General features: G+C 59.6%; 11 protein-coding genes. 4 read left to right on the top strand and 7 right to left on the bottom strand.

From position 1 onward, the window contains the following. Window positions 1-5: 5 nt before the first annotated feature. The 5 genes from prfB to H6B30_RS10660 all read right to left on the bottom strand — a co-directional run bounded on the left by prfB (window position 6) and on the right by H6B30_RS10660 (window position 9,517). Window positions 6-1,127 (bottom strand): peptide chain release factor 2, encoded by a 1,122-nt coding sequence (prfB, locus tag H6B30_RS10680; RefSeq protein WP_205110440.1) that lies wholly within the window; start codon window positions 1,125-1,127, stop codon window positions 6-8. A gap of 309 nt (window positions 1,128-1,436) precedes the next feature. Beyond that, window positions 1,437-3,254: an AMP-dependent synthetase/ligase gene (locus H6B30_RS10675; RefSeq protein WP_205110438.1), complete on the bottom strand. Its 1,818-nt coding sequence runs from the start codon at window positions 3,252-3,254 to the stop codon at window positions 1,437-1,439. 757 nt (window positions 3,255-4,011) lie between these two features. Continuing rightward, window positions 4,012-5,118, bottom strand: a complete 1,107-nt coding sequence (locus H6B30_RS10670; protein ID WP_205110436.1) for an OmpA family protein — start codon at window positions 5,116-5,118, stop codon at window positions 4,012-4,014. Window positions 5,119-5,138: 20 nt separating this feature from the next. Next, window positions 5,139-5,618 (bottom strand): hypothetical protein, encoded by a 480-nt coding sequence (locus H6B30_RS10665; RefSeq protein WP_205110435.1) that lies wholly within the window; start codon window positions 5,616-5,618, stop codon window positions 5,139-5,141. Between the two features lie 113 nt (window positions 5,619-5,731). Beyond that, complete coding sequence (locus tag H6B30_RS10660) at window positions 5,732-9,517, bottom strand: coiled-coil domain-containing protein (protein WP_205110433.1); 3,786 nt, start codon at window positions 9,515-9,517, stop codon at window positions 5,732-5,734. A 364-nt stretch (window positions 9,518-9,881) separates the two neighbouring features. On the opposite strand from H6B30_RS10660, the gene H6B30_RS10655 reads away from it, so the two are divergent. From H6B30_RS10655 to H6B30_RS10645, 3 genes are all read left to right on the top strand, one after another. Continuing rightward, window positions 9,882-10,169 (top strand): hypothetical protein, encoded by a 288-nt coding sequence (locus tag H6B30_RS10655; protein ID WP_205110431.1) that lies wholly within the window; start codon window positions 9,882-9,884, stop codon window positions 10,167-10,169. Window positions 10,170-10,408: 239 nt separating this feature from the next. Beyond that, window positions 10,409-14,878, top strand: coding sequence for a glutamate synthase large subunit (gene gltB / locus H6B30_RS10650; RefSeq protein WP_205110429.1), 4,470 nt, complete (start codon window positions 10,409-10,411; stop codon window positions 14,876-14,878). A 157-nt stretch (window positions 14,879-15,035) separates the two neighbouring features. Further along, window positions 15,036-16,385 carry a glutamate synthase subunit beta gene (locus tag H6B30_RS10645; protein WP_205110427.1) on the top strand — a complete coding sequence of 450 codons (1,350 nt, stop codon included), beginning with the start codon at window positions 15,036-15,038 and terminating at the stop codon, window positions 16,383-16,385. A gap of 298 nt (window positions 16,386-16,683) precedes the next feature. Here H6B30_RS10645 and ahpF read toward each other — a convergent pair whose 3' ends face one another. Both ahpF and ahpC read right to left on the bottom strand, forming a co-directional pair. Next, window positions 16,684-18,249 (bottom strand): alkyl hydroperoxide reductase subunit F, encoded by a 1,566-nt coding sequence (gene ahpF / locus H6B30_RS10640; protein WP_205110425.1) that lies wholly within the window; start codon window positions 18,247-18,249, stop codon window positions 16,684-16,686. A gap of 423 nt (window positions 18,250-18,672) precedes the next feature. Continuing rightward, window positions 18,673-19,239: an alkyl hydroperoxide reductase subunit C gene (gene ahpC, locus H6B30_RS10635; protein WP_205110423.1), complete on the bottom strand. Its 567-nt coding sequence runs from the start codon at window positions 19,237-19,239 to the stop codon at window positions 18,673-18,675. A gap of 317 nt (window positions 19,240-19,556) precedes the next feature. On the opposite strand from ahpC, the gene H6B30_RS10630 reads away from it, so the two are divergent. Continuing rightward, window positions 19,557-20,483 carry a hydrogen peroxide-inducible genes activator gene (locus H6B30_RS10630; RefSeq protein WP_205110421.1) on the top strand — a complete coding sequence of 309 codons (927 nt, stop codon included), beginning with the start codon at window positions 19,557-19,559 and terminating at the stop codon, window positions 20,481-20,483. Window positions 20,484-20,928: the final 445 nt, after the last annotated feature.

Below are 20,928 nucleotides of genomic sequence, written 5' to 3'. Positions count from 1 at the left end.
GCCGGTCAGGCCTCTTCGTTGACGGGGAACTCCATGAGATAGGCCTTGATGAAGCCGTCGATCTTGCCGTCCATCACCCCGTCGACATCGGTGGTCTGGTAGTTTGTGCGATGGTCTTTCACCCTCCGGTCATCAAACACGTAGCTCCTTATCTGGCTTCCCCATTCAATCTTCTTCTTGCCTGCCTCTATCTTGGCCTGTGCCTCGAGGCGTTTCTTCATGGCACGGTCGTAGAGTTGCGATTTCAAAAGGCGCATGGCGTTGTTCCGGTTTTCCAATTGCTTGCGGCTCTCGGTGTTCTCTATGAGTATCTCTTCTTCCTCGCCGGTGTCGGGGTCGACGTACTGATAGCGCAGTCGCACGCCCGTCTCCACCTTGTTGACGTTCTGTCCGCCGGCCCCTCCGCTCCGGAAGAGGTCCCAGCTGACGCGTACCGGGTCTACATACACCTCGATGGTGTCGTCGACGAGCGGCGTCACGAACACGCTGGCGAAGCTCGTCATGCGCTTGCCCTGCGCGTTGAACGGCGACACGCGCACCAGTCGGTGCACCCCGTTCTCGCTTTTGAGGTAGCCGTAGGCATACTCGCCGCCCTCAATCTCCATGGTAACACTCTTTATTCCGGCCTCGTCGCCATCCTGCAGGTTGCTTATCGTGACCTTGTAGCCATGGGCTTCGGCCCACCTCATGTACATCCTCATGAGCATCTGTGCCCAGTCCTGGCTCTCGGTGCCGCCGGCGCCGCTGTTTATCTTCATCACGCAGTCCATGGGGTCTTCCTTCTGGCGCAGCATGTTCTTGAGCTCGAGGGCCTCTATGGCCTTTATGGCGCGGTCGTAGTCGGCATCGACCTCCTCCTCGGTGACCATGTCGTCCTTGTGGAAGTCGAACGCGAGCTGCAACTCATCGGCGCACGTGCGCACCTCCTTGTAGCCGTCGATCCAGCTCTTTAGGGCCTTGACCTTCTTCATTTGCTCCTCGGCCCGCTTCGGGTCGTCCCAGAAGTCGGGGGCCTGTGTGCGCAGGTCTTCCTCCTCATACTCCATCTGCTTCTTGTCAATGTCAAGGTATCGGTTGAGCGCGTCGGCGCGCTCCATGACGTCTTTCAGTTGTTCTGCGGTAATCATATATATATAATGTTCTTGTAGTTGCAGTGGTGCTGGAGTACAGGAGTACAGACATTTGCCTCTGATTAACGGAGTTCGGGAGTACTGGAGTACGGACATTTGTCCCAGATTCAGGGAGTGCTGGAGTACAGGAGTACAGACATTTGCCTTTGACTTCACCTTCCGCTGACACCGCGCAGCCCCCTTTTAATTCTTAATTCTTAATTTTCAATCCTTAACTCGCACGGACTTTTGCCTTTGCCTTCGCATCCTGCTGACACCACGCAGCCCATTTTTAATTCATAATTCTTAGCTTTTAACTTTTAATTCTCAATTCCCCTCGTCCTCGTACATTCTGTCAATCTCGGCCTTGTAGTTCTCGTTGATGACCCGGCGCTTCAGTTTCAGGGTGTTGGTGAGCTCGCCACGCTCCATGCTGAAGTGGTGGGGCAGCAGCGTGATGCGCTTCACCTGCTCGTAGTGGGCCAGTTGCTGCTGCAGCGTGTTGATGCGCTCCATCATCATCTGCCTGACCTTGGCGTTGGCGCATAGGTCTTCGCGGCTTTCAAAGGGAATGCCGTTGGCGCGCGCAAACTCCTCGACGAGCCTGTATTCGGGTATGATGAGCGCCGAGACAAACTTGCGCTGGTCGGCTATGATGGCAATCTGGTCGATGAACTTGTCGACGAGCAGCCTCGACTCTATGGCCTGCGGGGCGATGTACTTGCCGTTAGAGGTCTTGAAGAGGTCCTTTATGCGCTCCTTGAGAAAGAGCTCTCCGTCTTTCATGTAGCCCGAGTCGCCCGTGCGGAAATATCCGTCGTGGGTGAAGGCGTCGCGCGTCAGGTCTGGGCGGTTGTAGTATCCGCCCGTTATGGTGGGCCCCTTGAGCAGAATCTCGCCCTCGTCGCTTATCTTCACCTCGAGCCCGTCGATGGGCCGTCCCACCGACCCCACGGTGTAAGGCTCGCCCAGGCGGTCGCACGACACGGTGGCCAGGCTCTCGGTGAGGCCGTAGCCTACAATCATGTTGAGCCCGATGGAATGCACGAACTCCTCGACATGCTCCGACACCGTGGCCCCTGCCGTGGGGAAGATGTTGGGGTGCTCGAGGCCGAGCTCATGGCGCACGAGGCTGAATATGGTGCGGTTGACCATCTCGTACTCAATGCGCAGCTGCAACGGCGGCCTGAGCCCGCGGCTCAGGTATTCGATGTTGTGCTTCCGGCCCACGGCCAGTGCGTTTTTGAACAGCTTGCGCTTTACGGGGTTGGCGCGGTCTATCTGCTCCTGGACGCCCGCATACACTTTCTCCCAGAAGCGCGGCACGGAGCTCATGCTGGTTGGGTGGGTCTCGCGCATGGACTCCTGCACCTCCTGCGGATAGGTGTTGACTATGAGCCTTGCGCCCTGCGACAGGCTCAGCAGCGTCCATCCCTTCTCGAAGATATGGGCGTAGGGCAGGAAGTTCATCACCCGGTCGTCTTCGCCCACGGCCACACAGCGGCCGTTGGCCTCAAGCGCGGCATGATACTGCCCGTGGGTAAGCACCACGCCCTTGCTGTCGCCGGTGGTCCCGCTGGTATATAGGATGTTGGCAACGTCGCCGTATGATGCCTCGGCCCGCCGGCCTTCGACCTCGGCCTGGTGCGGAAGGCCCTGGCCGAGCTTGAGGAAGTCGTCGAAGTAAAGGGCGTTGGGGTCGTGGGTGCTGATGCGCACGGAGCGGTCGAAGATGACTATGCGCTCCATCGTGGGGCAGAGCGCAAACACCCGGTGGGCCTTGTCGTACTGCTCTTGCTCGCCAACGAAGAGCACCCTGACGCGCGCGTCGTTGATCATAAACTGTATCTGCTGCTCGCTGCTCGTGGCATAGAACGGTATAGTGACGGCCCTTACGCCCCACGCGCCGAAGTCGCAATACATGTATTCGACACAGTTCTGAGCGAACACACCCACATTCTCCTGCGCCTCAACGCCGAGGGCCATCAGAGCGTTTGACGCGATGTCGACCGTGCGCGAGAACTCCGCCCACGAGCACGACACCCATTTCTTGCTACCGAACTTCCTGTATATCAAGGCTTCGCGGTCGCCATACTTCTTGGCCTGGTCGTGTATCAACACGGATAAGTGGCTGTTTGTCTGCATAAGTGTTACGGTTATGTTGAGCCCCTCCCGCCATCCCCGAGCGGTTCGGGCGGGCTGCGCCATAGGATTTGGATAATGCAAAAATACTGAAAATATTGTAAACAGCAAAGAAAATCGGTAAAAAAGACGTCTTGGGCGCTGCACCGAACAGGCCCGGGCGCGCCGCGGCTGCGGCCACAGGGCGCTCAGGCACGCCCCTTGGCGGCGGCTGGCGCGGGCTAAAGCAAACCACGGCGACGCCCCGGCATGGGCACACGGCGCAACACGCTGTGGCTCAGGGCATTGCCAAACGGGCCGTTTTGCAATGCGACGGAGGCCGTTTGGGCGTGAGAAACGGGCCGTTTGTCGATGCAAAACGGCCTCGGCAGCAACGCCCGCCTGCCGGGAGACGGCAGCCAGGCCACTGCGGCCGTGGGGCTGAACGCCAAAAATGGGGCCCTTGCCCGCCCGCCGGCGGAGGCCCCATCACCTCTTAATGTACTCTATATGTTTAACTGTTACCCTGTCAGAAAATATCACAAATGATTACATACTATATCATACAATTGGTCGAAAAAGTTATTATTAAGCATCGTCATTTGCATTATGCCTTAGATTTCCATATATCTTGACAAGACAACCGGCAAAGACAGGCCGGCCGGCAAGCCCGCTCTGCTCCCGCCCGCTTTATCTTCAAGCAAGGCAGGCTGCACACGGCAAACGGCGGGCAGGCTTGGGCCAAGCCAGCTTGCGGTGCCTGTAAACATGCCACCACGGCTCACTCGGCCACACAGATGGTGACGCGGTTCTTGTCGTTTTCGGCAAACGGCTGCACGCGCGCGCCCTTGCTGTTGACCTCGATGCGCGATGCCTCGATGCCATGCACCCCGGTGAGGGCCTTGGCCACGGCCTCGGCGCGCTGGCGCGACAGCCGGTCGTTGATGGCGTCGGTGCCGGTGTCGGCGTCGGCATAGCCCGTCACCTTCACCTTGAGCTTCGGGTTTGCCTTGAGGAAGGCAGCCAGCTCAGCGAGCTTTGCACCCTCGGCGTCGGATATGCGGGCCGAGTTGATTAGGAAGAACACGTCGCGGCGCATCGTGGCCGGGGCTTCGGGCTTGGGCGCCGGGGCGGGCTCGGCCTCGCTCACCGGCGGGGCGGGCTGCTCCACAGGCTCGGGCTGGCGCACGGGAGCCTCGGCGACGCGCTTGCGGTGGGTCTTTCCGAGGTTGACCTTTATGCCGGCCATCACGTTGAAGTACCAGTCGGGCTGAGCCGCATCCTTCGAGTTGTACTCGTCGGATGTGATGTTGGCGTTGCCCTCTATGCCTAACGACACGGCATCCGACAGGCGGAAGTCAACGCCAAGGCCCGCACGGCCCACCGGTAGCACCTTGGTGCCGTCCCAGAGATAGGCCAGCCTGTAACCGCGGCGGGCAATGTCGCCAGCCTCGTCGTTGCCGAAGCCGATGTTGACGCCGCCACCCACGAACGCCGTCACGCTGACAAGGCGCGAGGGGTTGAAGCCGCCTATGGCCGACGTGAGGTCGAACACCACGTCGAGGGCCGGCGCCACGTAGTTGTAAGAGTAAGTTACGTTGCGCGACGGCCCGTCGGCGGTGTAGCCGTTGAAGCCGCCCTTGCTCTGCCATGCGCCCACGGCAAGGCGGGCTCCCATCCACGGCAGGAAGCGGTAGCCCACACCCAGCTGGGCCGTAGGCGAGACGAGGTCGCCAAAGGGCGCCTCGCCCAGAGTGTACTGCGCCCCGCCATGCGCCTGTATGTAGGCGTGCGGGCAGAACTCTACATCATCCGCTGCATCCTGCTGGGCAGCAGCAGGAAGCCCGGCAGCAATTGCGGCCAATGCCAAAAAATGTCTCTTTTTCATAACAGCAATGTTTAATTGATTTACTTCATTACCGACTTATCAACTAGCTCAAGAAACCACACGGCGTTGATACGCTGCGGAGCGAATGTCAGGCGGATGGTGTTCTGTATGCTGTCACTAGGGTCTTTCTCGAAGAATTCGATAGCGTATGTCACAGTTACGCGGTTCCTGTTGACAAACTCCATGTCGACTACGCGATAGGCAATAACCGGGAAGGTTCGCTGCTGGGCGCGGATGCGCGTCTCGACTTTCTCGGAGAGAGGCATGACACTATCGTTGACTATCGTATGAAGCATGGCCGTAGCCTTGTCGTACTCTTTGTTCTTCACGTATTCCAGATACTCTTGGGTGAGCCTGAGCACCTCGGTGGTATCTGCTTTAACAAACGTGGGAATCGTATCAGTTTCTTTTCCTTTGTCGCCGGAGGAGCAACCTGAACACGACCGGAGGCCAATCGCCCCGGCCACTATGAACAATGCTATAACAATATAATTCTTCATCTTGTCTGATTACATTTTTAGGAAAGAAAGGCATGCTCTCCTTTGTTAAAGAAGAGATGCCTTTCCAACCTTTTAGACTTTTATGCTTGCCTTGCCATTATCTGCCGTCCGGCTTAGATGGCGGGCTGAACAGTGATGGCAAGTGTTGCGTGCATGGTCTGCCACTTGGTCACTACAGTAACAGGTATCTCAATCTTGAACTCCTGACCGATGGCGTTTCCTGACATGTTGTAGAACTTAACCTGAGTGTTTGCACCCGTCCCAACTATCTCAACAACGTACTTTGCAGAGCCGTCGGCATTCTTGATGTCAGTGAGCAGAGTGTTGCAGCTCTCACCAATCTGACCGTTTGTCTGGATGTTGGTCTTGGCCTGGGCCACACCATAGGCCGGAGTCTCTACTGCATACCACTTGACCAGTGCGGCGTTAGTCTTCGAGCCTGTTTTCTTGTTGTCGTATACCACACGCTTGTTGGTGGTGAACGCCTCGGTAATCTCTATCGTTCCGGCAAGAGCAGAAGACGAAGAGCCACCTGCTGTGATGTCTTTCAGCGTCACGCTCTTGTAAGACTCAGTGAATTTCAGCGGCGTGAGGAAGTTCACATTGTAAGCGTCGATGATGTCGGTGAGGTCACACCACTCATCAACAAGCTTCACAGGAACCGACTTGCCGACAAGAAGCTTGGCGCCTTCTGACGGAACGCTGTTCACGTTGCCGAGAGTAATGTTGCTCTCCCAGAGCTGTATGCGGTCGTTGCCACTGATGAATGCGGCCTGCTGACCCTTGTAATGCAGCTCCTTGCCGTTGTTCTTCACGGCCCAGTCATATTCGTTCGTGCCTGTAGCCTGAGCCACCTCTGAGAGCTTGTCCTCATCGAATACGAAGTTGACGTCGTCGTTGAAGTTGACGAGCTGGTCAATGCTAGACGGTGTCTGCCCGTTGTTGATGTAGCCCTTCAGGAAACTTCCGAAGATCATTGTCGTCGAATACTTGGAGTTTCCGAAGTTGGCGTCGCTCTCAAGCTGCGGGTTCACGTTGCGCGCACCGTCCTTCCACATGGTCTGGTCTTTGTTCACACCGTCGGCGTAAGCCATCTGTGCGATGTTAAGCCTCAACGAAACTTCAAACACAATGCGGCTGTTCTCATTGGAAGTGCTCTGATAGTAGCCGTAAGCAGTGATGTCCTTGTAGCCCTGCTCATACTCGGCCTGCGTTGCGGCGTTCTGAGTCGTGTTGATGTTCCACTGCAGGTTGTGCGTCTGACCGTGGCCACCGGCATCAGAAAGGTCAACTATCGTACCGAGGTTTGCCTTCGGGTTCTGTACATTCATTGCGTCATCAGCGGTTGCATAGAGCGAAGAGCCAAGCTTGTAGCTATTGTGGAACTCATCGCGCGACATGTTATACTTCGTGTAGATGCCGTTCATCACCTCCTCTTTCACAACGAGATCCTTGACAGCAGCGCCACACACGTAGTCAGCAGTGAAGTCTTCGAGCTCGCCGTAGTTGTCGGCAATGGTCTTGTCAACCCACTTAATCTTGAAGTAGCGCACATCGATTACCTTAACGTTCTGCGGGTCGCGCACGTCTTTGAGCACAACCTGAATCATCGGCTGGCGGCCAATGGCGTCACGGTTCTTCTCAGTCTGTCCGTCGCGTGCTGTTGAAACGAGGATGTGACCGTCCTTCAGCTTAGCGAAGTGCTTCTGGTTTGTGGCGTCTGTTGTGCTGCCTTCGTTCTCCAGAGTGTAGTCCATGATGTGGTACTCATAGTCGAGTCCGTACTTCTCCTCGTCGTAGATAGTACCGCTCTCGGTATTTGTACCGTCGCAAACCATCATGAGTTCATCCAAGTCAACCTCGTCCTCATAATACACATTCTGTGCTATGTGCAGGGCGTTGTACCTTGTCGGGAGAGCGTCGTTCTTTGTCTTGTTTGCGTAAACCTCCGAGTATGTCCAGAAGTGTGAGCCGCTCTTGCCAGAGATAGGCTTGCCGTTGGCGTCAACCATCAAGGCATTGTGTATGCGCGGAGTCTCAGATGTCTCATACAAACGTGCCCAATCAGAGTAAACCTCAGCCTTTTCGCCGTTCTTCTTCTCCTCTTCTGTGAGGTACTTGTCGTCGAGTGTAGCCTTGAGGGCAACGATTGTGAACTTATCCTTGTCTGTTCCGAACGATGCGTCGGTGGTCTTCTTGAGGTTAAGCTTCATCACATAAGCACCGTTGTCGTTGTTTCCAAGATCCCAACTTGCTATTGCAATAGGAGCCTCGTTGCTCACTGCACGCGTGTTGGTTGCCTCGTTAGACACAAACTCCAGGCTCTTGATGTCGCTCTTGAGCACATTGCGCGGGTTGGCAAAGTATTCCTCATACTGCTCTGCGTCGTCAATCACATAGTACTTGTTGCCGCTCTTGGCGCTGTTAGCCTCCCAGTCGCTCGGGTTAAGACCCCAATCCTGATACTTCAAGGTAGCGAACTTGATGCACTCAATACCATCGACATAAGTAGTCGGGCAGAAAACAAGGCTCTTGAGTTGCTTGCTCAAACCGGCCAGACGTGCCAGCTCGTCGCTGTGGGCGGTAATGTTGTCCTGCATGAGCTTGACGTTCTCTGCCACCGTGCCGATGCCTTCAGCCCACTGGCCTATCTGGCTCTCGAGTGTAGACACGCGCTCCTGGAGGTCGGAAATATTTGATGAGTTGGTGGAGAGCTTGCCGTTGATTTCCTCGATATCGCCCTTGAGCTCGCCAATCTTCTGGTTGGTGGTCTCCAGGTTGGTTGCCACCTGTCCGGTCAGTTCGGTGAGGTCTTCGCGCAGCGAGGCAATGCTCGAGCTGATGCTGCCTATTGAACCGTCATCGCTCTTTAGAGCCTCGACAATCTCTGCGAGCTGCTCCTCGGCCTTGCCGAGGCGTTCTTGGATGTCTTCGAAGTTGGTCTTGATTTCCTCAACGGGTATGCCCAGTGCCGACTTCAGTCCTTCTATCTGTGCGTCGGTGTATGCTTTGGCCGACTCGAGGTTGGCGTCAAGTGTCGACTGGAGCGACTCCAGCTGACCTTTCAGCGTGGTCAGCTCCTGGGTGTTGGCCTCGATGAGCTTTCCGAGCTCCGTATCCTTGTTCTGAAGGGCGGCTATGGCATCGGCGTTAGACTTAATGAGCGAGTTGGCCTCGGCTATGTCGGCATCCACCTCGGCCTTGTTGGCTGCAATGTCGGCCACGGCCTGGTCAACCTTGTCGCCGAGCAGCGAGATCTGGCTGTCAAGTTCGCCCTTCACGGTTGCGAGGTTCTCTACGACCTGAGCCAGCTTGTCGTTGGCCTCCTGTGCAGAAGCCAGGGCGTCGTTGGCCGTTGTCTGGGCAGCGTCAATCTTGCCATTGGCGGCAGTGATGGCGTCCTGCAGTTCCTTGTCAGCATCGAGCAGGCCTGCAATCTGCGTCTCGTGTGTAGACACCTGGCCGCTGATTTCCTCGAGCTTCTGGGTGGCAGCGTCGATTCCGGCCTGCAGTTGTGCCTGTGCATCGGCTATGCTCTGCTTTGCAGCCTCGATGGCGGCAACCTTTGCAGCCTCAGCCTGCACGTCGGCATAAGCCTTGGCTGCAGCCTCAGCATCGCTGGCTGCGGTCTTTGCCTCCTCTATGGCTGCGTTCAGGTCGGCCTTGGCCTGGTCGAGAGCCTGCGTGAGGGCAGCGTCCTGGTCTTTCAAGGTGTTGATCTCGGTGGTGAGGTTGCTCACCTTCTCGTTGACCATTTCCTCGAGAGTAGACGCATTAGTCGTAATTTGTCCCTGCAGGCCGTTGATGTCGTCATCGTAGTCCTTGCAAGAAACAAACGTGCTTGTCGAAGCCGTAACGAGGGCTCCAAAAAGCAGTGCACTAATAAACTTTCTTCTCATACGATAAATTATTAATTAAAAAACTGTAACGATTCTCAATGGTTCGTACGCCTGAAAAATGTCCGTCTCTTATGGAGAGAAAATCACGCGGCGGTTCGGCGGGCCGATGCCATGGCTCAGAGCCCGTGTCGGGGCGGGCCGCACAGCCGGTTGGCGGGCCTGCCATTTGTTTACGAAATCTGCACACTTTTACCCCATTTCCGTGTGTTTCCAGGGCCATCACCTGATGTTGGAGCCACCATCATTCCCCACATATTTATATTAGGAGCATGCCTCGGGCGGCCAAACGGGCCGAAAATGGTTTTGCTCAATAAATGTTTAGTAAAATGACCTTTATGCGAAAAAAAGGCATCGAAATATTTGCTTGTTTATTGGATTATCCTTATCTTTGCACCGAAAATACCATCTCTCCATAAGAGATTTTGAGCAATACGCATCAACCACCCACCTTTTTCTTTTGCATTTACGCCTCTGCCGGATGCGCATTGGCATGTCCGGCATGCCGCAGGTGTGCCAGCGGCGCAACCCACTGGCAGGCAGCACATTGCAAAACAGGCCGTTTGGCGTTGCCGAATGGGCCGTTTTGAACGGCCATACGGCCCGTTTTGAAATGCAGTACGGCCCGTTTGGCCGGACACTGCTGCCTACGTAGCGAACCGGCGGCAACAAAAGTTCTGCGCAAAGCGCGCGTTGATTACAATCAAAACAAATTCAGCGCGATATAAAGACTATTTGTAAGGCGTTTCACTCTGTTTCGTTTCAATTTGACATTTTGTTCGATTTTGTTGATTGAAAAGCCTCTGTCTGTATGTCATATTGACACCAAAATAGGTAATTTTGCAGTCAAATCGAAAACAAAATCAGGGTTTAACAAACTAAACGCAACCAAATATGGAAAAAGGATTGTATAATGCAGCCTACGAGCACGACGCATGCGGCGTGGGGATGGTGGTTAACATACACGGCAACAAAAGCCATGAGCTTGTTGACAACGCCCTGAAGGTGCTCGAGAACATGCGCCACCGCGGTGCCGAGGGCGCAGACAACAAGACTGGCGACGGGGCTGGCATTATGCTGCAGATACCCCACGAGTTCATACTGCTGCAGGGCATACCCGTGCCCGAGAAGGGCAAGTATGGCACGGGGCTGGTGTTCCTGCCCAAGGACGGGCAGCGACAGGCAGCCATACTGTCGGTGATGATCGAGGAGATTGAGCGCGAGGGGCTCTCGCTGATGCACCTGCGCACAGTGCCCACATGCCCCGAGTGCCTTGGCGAGGCCGCCCTGCAGACCGAGCCGGCCATAAGGCAGGTGTTCGTAACGGGCGTCACCGACGACCGCGTGCCCACCTTCGAGCGCACGCTTTACAAGATACGCAAGCGCATAGAGCGCCGCGTGGCCGACAGCGACTTCTACGTGTGCTCGCTGTCGAGCAAGAACATTGTATACAAGGGCATGCTGTCGAGCATGCAACTGCGCCGTTACTTCCCCGACCTAACCAACAGCTACTTCACGAGCGGGCTGGCGCTGGTGCACTCGCGCTTCTCTACCAACACGTTCCCGACGTGGAGCCTGGCGCAGCCCTTCCGCCTGCTGGCCCACAACGGCGAGATAAACACCATCAGGGGCAACCGCGGGTGGATGCAGGCCCGCGAGAGCGTGCTCGGCTCCGAGGCGCTGGGCGACATCCAAGAGCTCTCGCCCATAGTGCAGCCGGGCATGAGCGACTCGGCCAGCCTTGACAACGTGCTCGAGTTTTTCGTCATGAGCGGGCTCTCGCTGCCCCACGCCATGGCGCTGATGGTGCCCGAGAGCTTCAACGACAAGAACCCCATCTCGGAAGACCTCAAGGCGTTCTACGAGTACCACTCCATACTGATGGAGCCGTGGGACGGCCCGGCGGCGCTGCTCTTCAGCGACGGGCGCTTCGCCGGGGGCATGCTCGACCGCAACGGCCTGCGCCCGGCGCGCTACACCATCACCAAGAATGACATGATGGTGGTGGCCAGCGAGGTGGGCGTGATGGACTTCGACCCCACCGAGATTGCCGAGAAGGGGCGCCTGCAGCCGGGCAAGATCCTGCTCATCGACACGCAGGAGGGCCGCATCTACTACGACGGCGAAATCAAGGAGCGCCTGGCCGCGGCGCATCCCTACCGCCAGTGGCTGGCCACCAACCGCATACAGCTCGAGAAACTCAGGAGCGGGCGCCGCGTGGACAACAGCCTGCCCGACCTGATGGGCCGCGAACTGATGTTCGGCTACGGCGAGGAAGACATCAGCTCGACCATCATTCCGATGGCAGTAAGCGGCAGCGAGCCCACCGCCTCGATGGGCAACGACACTCCGTTGGCCGTACTCACCGAGCGGCCGCAGACGCTGTTCAACTACTTCAGGCAGCAGTTCGCCCAGGTTACCAACCCCGCCATCGACCCGCTGCGCGAAAACCTGGTAATGTCGCTCACCGAATACATTGGCCGCGTGGGCACGGGCATTCTGCAACCCGACGAGACCAACTGCAAGATGGTGCGACTGCCGCACCCCATACTGAACAACACGCAGCTCGACATACTGTGCAACATACGCTACAAGGGCTTCAACACAGTCAAGCTGCCCATCACCTTCGAGTGCGGCAAGGGCGAGGAGGGACTCCGCGAGGCCCTCGACAGCCTGTGCAAGCAGGCGGAGCGCAGCGTCGACGAGGGCGTCAACTACGTCATTCTGACCGACCGCGGGGCCGACCGCGACCATGCCGCCATCCCGAGCCTGCTCGCCGTGAGCGCCGTGCACCACTACCTGATATCCGTGGGCAAGCGGGTGCAGACGGCTCTGATAATAGAGAGCGGCGAGATACGGGAGACCATGCACGCCGCCCTGCTGCTGGGCTACGGCGCGTCGGCACTATGCCCGTACATGGTGTTTGCAATACTCGACGACCTCGTGAGGCGCCACAAGATACAGGAAGACTATGAGACGGCCGAGAAAAACTATGTCAAGGCCGTAAAGAAGGGCCTCATGAAGATAATGGCAAAGATGGGCATCAGCACCATACGCTCTTACCGGGGCGCCAAGATATTCGAGAGCGTAGGGCTGTCCGACAGCCTGCTGCGCGCATACTTCGGCACCGAGGCGTCGACAATAGGCGGCATCGGACTGAAGACCATCGCCGACGACGCGGTGAAGATGCACGACATGGCCTTCGGCAAGCAGGCCAAGGCCGACTTCCTGCCCAACAACGGGCAGTTCCACTACCGTCGCGACGGCATCCGCCACGCCTGGAACCCCGAGACGATAGCCACGCTGCAACAGGCCACACGCACGGGCAGCTATGCCAAGTTCAAGGAGTTCACAAGGCTGGCCGACAAGAAAGACGAGCCCATATTCATCCGCGACTTCTTCGACTTCCGCAGCAACCCGATACCCATCGACCGCGTCGAGCCCGCCGAAAGCATCGTAAGGCACTTCGTGACGGGCGCCATGAGCTTCGGTGCGCTGTCGAAAGAGGCCCACGAGGCCATAGCCCTGGCAATGAACAAGCTCGGGGCACGCAGCAACACGGGCGAGGGCGGAGAAGACAGCGCACGGTTCACGGCGTCGGTCGACGGCATCAGCCTGTCGTCGAAGACGAAACAGGTGGCCTCGGGGCGCTTCGGGGTCAACGCCGCCTACCTTGTCAACGCCGAGGAGATACAGATAAAGGTGGCACAGGGGGCAAAGCCGGGCGAAGGCGGGCAGCTGCCGGGGTTCAAGGTCGACGAGGTCATTGCCAAGACGCGCCACTCTATACCGGGCATATCGCTCATCTCGCCACCGCCCCACCACGACATATACTCCATTGAAGACCTGGCCCAGCTCATCTTCGACCTCAAGAACGTCAATCCCAGGGCCGCCATCAGCGTGAAACTCGTGGCCGAGAGCGGCGTGGGAACCATCGCCGCAGGCGTGGCCAAGGCCAAGGCCGACCTCATAGTCATCTCCGGCGCCGAGGGCGGAACGGGTGCCAGCCCTGCCTCAAGCATGCGGTTCGCCGGCATACCGCCCGAGATTGGCCTGGCCGAGGCACAGCAGACGCTCGTGAGAAACGGGCTGAGGGGCTACGTCAGGCTGCAGGCCGACGGACAGCTCAAGACCGGACGCGACGTGATAGCCATGGCGCTGCTCGGCGCCGAGGAGTTCGGATTCGGCACGGCGGCCCTCATCGTGCTGGGATGCGTGATGATGCGCAAGTGCAACCTGAACACTTGCCCCATGGGAGTGGCCACCCAGGACCCGCGGCTGCGCAAGCATTTCATGGGCAAATACCAGTACTTGGTCAACTACTTCATGTTCCTGGCCGAAGAGGTGCGCGAATACCTGGCCGAGATGGGCTTCACACGGCTTGACGACATAGTGGGCCACACTGAGCTGATAACGGCACGCAAGCCCGCGACAGAGAAGGAGGCCACGCTCGACTTCAGCCGGCTGCTGGCACGCGACGGCGCCGACGGCCCGCTGCACTGCACGGCATCGCAGCGCCACGACCTCGACGACGTGCTCGACAAGCGAATCATCCACGCCGCCGCGGCGGCCATCGACCACCAGGACGAGGTAAACCTCGACTATGCCATACGCAACACCGACCGTGCCGCCTGCGCCATGCTGAGCGGTGCCATAGCTGCCAGGCACGGCGAACAGGGGCTGCCCGACGGCACGGTAAACATCCGCTTCAAGGGCTCGGCGGGCCAGAGCTTCGGGGCTTTCCTGGCCAAGGGCGTCAACGTGAAGCTCGAGGGCGAGGCCAACGACTACTTCGCCAAGGGCCTCAGCGGCGGGCGCATAGCCATACTGCCGCCCACCAGGAGCAGCTTCGCGGCCGAAGACAACATCATAGCCGGCAACACCGGGCTCTACGGGGCCACCTCCGGCGAGCTGTACGTCAACGGAAAGGTGGGCGAGCGCTTCGCCGTGCGCAACTCGGGAGCCATCGCCGTGGTAGAGGGAGCGGGCGACCACTGCTGCGAATACATGACGGGAGGCCGCGTGGTGGTGCTCGGCGACACCGGCAGGAACTTCGCCGCAGGCATGAGCGGGGGCGTGGCATATGTGTGGGACCGCCGCCACGACTTCGACTACTACTGCAACATGGACATGGTTGAGATAAACCTTGTAGAGGAAAGCGCCCACCGCAAGGAGCTGCACGAACTGATACGGCAGCACTACCTGTACACCGGCTCGAAGCTGGCGCGCACGATGCTCGACGACTGGGGGCGCTATGCCGACGACTTCATACAGGTGATACCGATTGAATACAAGCGCGTGCTGCAGGAAGAACAGGTGCGCAAGCTGCAACAGAAGATTGCCGACATGCAGCGAGACTACTGAGGCGCCGCCGCCACCCCAGCACTGCAGGGTGGCGAAAGGGCGCCCCGCAACAACCATCAACATAAAAAACAAACAACGCCCCGACCTGCAACGGCCGCAAACAGGGCCGCCCCCACGGCGTGGAGTGGCAGCGAGGGGCTCATAACCAAACAAGAACATGGGCAACCCAAAAGCATTCCTAACCATACACCGGCAGGAAGCCGGTTACCGACCGATACACGACCGAATACACGACTTCGGCGAAGTGGAGCAGACTCTCAACGCCAACGACCGACGCACGCAGGCAAGCCGCTGCATGGACTGCGGCGTGCCGTTCTGCCACTGGGCCTGTCCGCTGGGCAACAAGCCGCCCGAGTGGAACGACGCGCTGTGCAGGGGCGACTACGAACTGGCCTACCGACTGCTCAACTCGACCAACGACTTCCCCGAGTTTACGGGCCGCGTGTGCCCCGCGCTGTGCGAAAAGGCGTGTGTGCTCAACCTCGTGGAACACGAGCCTACCACCAACCGCGAGGACGAGGCGGCCATCACGGAGATGGCTTTCCACGAAAACTATGTGCGAACAGAGCATCCCGAGCGCAACGGACGGCGGGTGTGCGTGGTGGGGGCAGGCCCGGCAGGGCTGGTGGCGGCCAACAGGCTCAACCTGGCGGGCTACTCTGTCACCGTGTTCGACCGCAACGAGGCCGCCGGCGGGCTGCTGCGCTACGGCATTCCCAACTTCAAGCTCAACAAGGCCATAATAGACAGGCGGCTGGAGGTGATGCACGGCGAGGGCGTTGAGTTCAGGTGCGGGGTTGAGATAGACGTCAACAAGCTGCCCGACGGCTTCGACGCCTACGTGATAGCCACCGGCACGCCTACCGCCCGCGACCTCAAGGTGCCGGGGCGCGAACTGCGCGGCGTATATTTCGCGCTCGACATGCTGGCCCAGCAAAACCGAGTGCTGGCCGGAATGGAGTTCAACAAAGACCAGGCGGTGAGCGCCCGGGGCAAGGATGTGCTCGTGATTGGCGGCGGCGACACCGGCAGCGACTGCATAGGCACGGCCCACCGTCAGGGCTGCCGCAGCGTCACACAGATAGAAATCATGCCAATGCCGCCGGCAGGCCCCGACGACCCGCAGAACCCCTGGCCCGCTTTCCCGCGCACACTGAAGACCACTTCGAGCCACGAAGAGGGCTGCACGCGGCGCTGGAACGTCAACACTCTGGAGTTCCTTGGCAAGGACGGCCGGCTGACGGGTGTGAAGGTGCAGGAGATTGAGTGGAAGCCCAACCCCGAAGGCGGCCGCCCGCTGATGGTGCCGGCAGGCAAGCCCGAGGTAATCAAGGCCGACATGGCCCTGCTGGCCATGGGATTCCTTAAGCCCGAGCTGCCCAAGGTGGCCGACAACGTGGTGTTTGCCGGCGACGCGGCGAGCGGTGCCTCGCTCGTGGTCAGGGCCATGGCATCGGGGCGCGACGCCGCCGCCAAGATAGACAACATGCTGAGGGGCGCCCGCTGACGGCAGCCGGTGGCAAGCAAAAAGGGTGGTGCGACCATGCGGCGCACCACCCTTTGCTTTTCATCCGCCCCGCCAACGGCCCCAGGCCGGGCCCGCGGCGGGAGCGGGCATCCCTAAAACCACAGCATCATGCCGCCGTGGCCGCCCTGCACCCTGGCCCAAGCCTTGCGGCAGGCTGGCAGCAGGCAGGTTGCGGCCTACGGGGCCTCACAGTGCAAGACAGCCCGCACAGCAGGCCGAAACGGCCAATATCGCACTGCCATGCGTCACGCCATGCAACCCTCGACGGCCGCGACGGTCAGCTGCCGAGCACGCCGCGCACGCGGTCGTCGAACGCCGACAGGGCCGCCGTGGCGCCATCGCCCATGGCAATGACTATCTGCTTGAACGGCACGTCGGCCACGTCGCCTGCGGCATACACGCCCGGCACCGACGAGCGCCCGGCACCGTCGGTCACTATCTCGCCGCGGCGGTTTATGTCGACAAGCCCGGCGAAAGGCCCGGAGGCCGGCACAAGCCCTATCTGTACGAACACCCCGTCGAGCGGCAGCGTGCTCACCTCGCCCGTGTTGAGGTCGCGCACATCGATGGCCGTGACCTTTTTGCCGTCGCCAACCACTCGCACCGTCTGCCTCGAGGTCAGTATCTCAACATTGCCAAGGCTGCGGGCCTTGTCTTGCAGCACGGTGTCGGCGCGCAGCTCGGCCGCAAACTCAAGCACTGTGACGCGGCTGCAGATGCCGGCAAGGTCGATGGCGGCCTCTATGCCCGAGTTGCCTCCGCCTATGACGGCCACGTGGCGCCCCTTGTAGAAAGGCCCGTCGCAGTGGGGGCAGAACGCCACGCCGCGCCCAATGTACTCCGACTCGCCCTCGACGCCGAGCCTGCGCCACGACGCCCCGGTGGCAATGATCACGGCAGGGGCCACAAACGTCTCGCCGCCCTTGGCCTTGACGCTCTTCAGCGGCTGGCTGAAGTCGGCTCCCTCGACGCTCCTGTTGGCAAACACCTCGATGGGGTAAGCCCCTATGTGCTCCTGCAGCGCGGCGGCAAGCGACGCTCCCGTCGTTGCCGGCACCGAGATAAGGTTCTCTATGCCCACCGTGTCGTTGACCTGGCCGCCTATCCTGCCGGCCACCACGGCCACGCTGAGGCCCTTGCGAGCCGAGTATATGGCAGCCGAGGCACCGGCCGGCCCTCCGCCGACCACCACCACGTCGAAGCGCCGCTCAACCGGTTCGGCCTGGGCAGCGCCCTCCGACCCGTACTTGGCCTCGAGCTCGTCGAGCAGCACCCCGAGGTCGCCGCGGCCCACATGCAGCAGCTCTCCGTCGGCAAAGACCGACGGCACGCCCTGTATGCCGAGCGCCGCCACCTCGTCTTGCCACAGCCCTCCGTCAACAATCTCGTGCTCCACGTCGGTGCCCAGCAGCGTCACAACGTTGAGGGCCTGCACCACGTCGGGGCAGTTGGTGCACGATAGCGACATGTAAGTGCGCAGCCTCACCGGGCCTTTCAGGGCCCGTATGCGCGCCGCCACAGCCCCGTCGGGCAGGTTCTTGCCTGTCCCGTCGGCGTTGAGCAGCGCCAGCAGCAGCGAGGTAAACTCGTGGCCGCCGGGTATTCCGCGGAAGGTGATGCCGGTGGGGGCTCCGTCTTTCACTATGGCAAACTCGAGCCTGCCGCCATCGGCGGCATCGGTCTGCAGCTCGAGCATAGGCGAGCACGAGCAGAAGTCTGTGAGGAAGCCCTCCAGCTCGCCCGCCTTCTCATGCCCGGGCGACAAAACCGCACGGAGCACATAGTGCGACTTGAGCCCTGCGAGCAGGGTTTTCACCTGCTCCAATATATCTCTGTCAAGCATAATGTCATATAATTAAGCCCCTGTCCCGGCATCCCGCGAGGGGAGGTGCACGCTGTGCACCAGGGGCAAAGGGGCGATGGTTGAAACAAAGCCCAGACCTGTTGATATGCGGCCGAAGCCTGCCACGGCACTCACGCCATGCAGCCAAGCCGCCGCCACCCTATTGCCGGCACCTTGGCTGCAGCCCCGCCGCGGCGCCGCACGGGGCGCACAGAGCAATGGCACAGGCCGACGGGCCGGGCAACAGGATGGAGCCTGCAGGGCTCCAACAACCAGTCTGGGTATAAAAACAAACTGCACTCCGGCCACGAAAGGCAGGGCCGGGACTGCCGCAAGGGCTGCGGGGCATGGCTGCCACGCCGCGCAAGCCGCCGCCACGGGCGGCCCCGGCCGCAGAGGGCGGGGCCGCTGGCGGCGATTAAATCACAACTTGCCCACGAGGTCGATGCTCGGCTTGAGCGTCTCGCTGCCGGCCTTCCACTTGGCTGGGCAAACCTCGCCGCTGTGGGTGGCCACAAACTGGGCGGCCTCAACCTTGCGCAGCAGCTCGTCGGCGTTGCGGCCGATGCTGTTGTCCTGCACCTCGGCCACCTTTACCAGGCCATCGGGGTTAACCAGGAACGTTCCGCGGTAGGCCACTCCCTCGTCTTCCTTCATCACGCCGAAGCCGCGGCTGAGCACGCCGGTGGGGTCGGCAAGCATCGCATACTTTATTTTCTTTATGCTGTCCGAGGCGTCGTGCCATGCCTTGTGCACGAAGTGGGTGTCTGTGCTCACCGAGAACACCTCGACGCCCATCTCCTTCAGGCGGTCGTATTTCTCGGCCAGGTCCACCAGTTCGGTGGGGCAAACGAAGGTGAAGTCGGCCGGGTAGAAGAAGAACAGGGCCCACTTGCCCTTCAGGTCTTCGCTGCTCACTGTCTTGAACTCTCCATTCTGGAATGCCTGTACCTTGAACTCAGGCATCTGTGCGTTGATTATTGATTCCATGTCGTCTTGTTTTTAATTGTATGTTGTTACGTTTATCTATTGTTGTCGCTTTGTCTTTTTGACACTGCAAAGATAGCCACAATGGCCACGCAAAGCAAACAGACAATGCCTATCGGCCGATAGACGGCATCTATCGGCGGCAGACAACACGCTGTATTCCAGGTCGGTAGATGCCGCCGGAGGCCCGAAACAAGGTTTGCTTGAGACAAATAAATACCCAAAAATGATGATTTGCCGACGAAAAACGCCCGATGTTACACGATTGTCGCGCAGAATGAGTAAGTTTGCAGTACGCAAACCAACAAACCACAGAGACCATGACACTGCAACAAATGGAATACATCGTGGCCGTCTACCGCCTGCGCCACTTCGCCAAGGCCGCCGAACAATGTGGCGTGACGCAGCCCACGCTGAGCTCGATGATACAGAAACTGGAAGACGAACTGGGCCTGCGCATCTTCGACCGCACCGCCCAGCCCGTGGCGCCGACGCCGGCCGGGCGCCTGGTGGTTGAGCAGGCGTGGCGCGTGCTGGTGCGCGCCAACAAGATAAAAGACATCGTGGCCGAGGCCAAGCGGTCGGTGCGGGGGGTCTTCAAGGTGGGCATTCTGCCCACCATAGCCCCCTACCTGCTGCCGAGGTTCTTCCCGCGGCTGCTGGCCGACCACCCCGAGACCGACATCCGCGTGGCCGAGATGAAGACAGAGGCCATAAAGCAGGCCCTGGCCAGGGGCGAGATAGACGCCGCCATAGTGGCCGACGTCGACGGGCTCGACCACTTCGACATGACCGAGCTTTACTTCGAGCAGTTTGTGGCCTACGTGGCCAAGGGCGACGCCCTGTCGGCGGCTGCCTCGGTGCGCTCGGCCGACCTTGCCGACAGCTTCCTTTGGCTGCTCGACGAGGGCCATTGCTTCCGCGACCAGATAGTGAAGTTCTGCGGACTGAAAGACGGACAGACGTCGAAGAACGTCTATTCGCTGGGCAGCATCGAGACATTCATGCGCATGGTCGAGGGCGGGCGCGGCACCACCTTCATCCCCGAGCTGGCCCTCGACCAGCTCTCGGAGGCCCAGCGACGCCTTGTCAGGCCCTTCGCCCTGCCCATACCCACGCGCCGCATAGTGCTGCTCACCACCCGCACGTTTGTGCGCGAGGCCATGAGGAGCCTGCTGGCCGACTACGTGAGGGCCGCCGTGCCGCCGCGCATGCTCAGCATGAACAACACCGAGCAGCGCGTCTGACAGGCCCACGCGCCGGCGCCGGCCGGACGCATTGAGCCTCAGCGAATTACAAAACGGCCCGTTTTGCCATCTGAAACGGGCCGTCCGGCATTGCAATACGGGCCGTTCGGCAATGCCGAACGGCCCAGACAAGCCGCAACTACCTACCGCCGCCGCCATGCATCGGGCGCATGCCTGAGCAAGACGCCGAAAGAATGGCATGCAAAAAAGCCTGACCAACAAGCGCCTGGGAAGCCGGGAGAAGGAAAACAAAGCGCACGGACGGCGGTCTGAAGGGCGATTACGGGTTAACCCTAATCGCTCTGCAGAGGCCAAAGAGATTTTGTTTTGTTGCAGGAAGATTGGCTGACGCATTTGCCGAAGGCGTAGCGGGCTACGACGAGGCAAAGCGGACGGCAAGATGCCGGCAACAGGACAAAAGCGCTTGGGAAGCCGGGAGAAGGAA

Source organism: Marseilla massiliensis, assembly GCF_016899955.1.
GTDB classification, from domain to species: domain Bacteria; phylum Bacteroidota; class Bacteroidia; order Bacteroidales; family Bacteroidaceae; genus Prevotella; species Prevotella intestinigallinarum.
The sequence above is the reverse complement of the archived record's forward strand: the minus strand, read 5'-3'. Positions and strand labels throughout refer to the sequence as shown.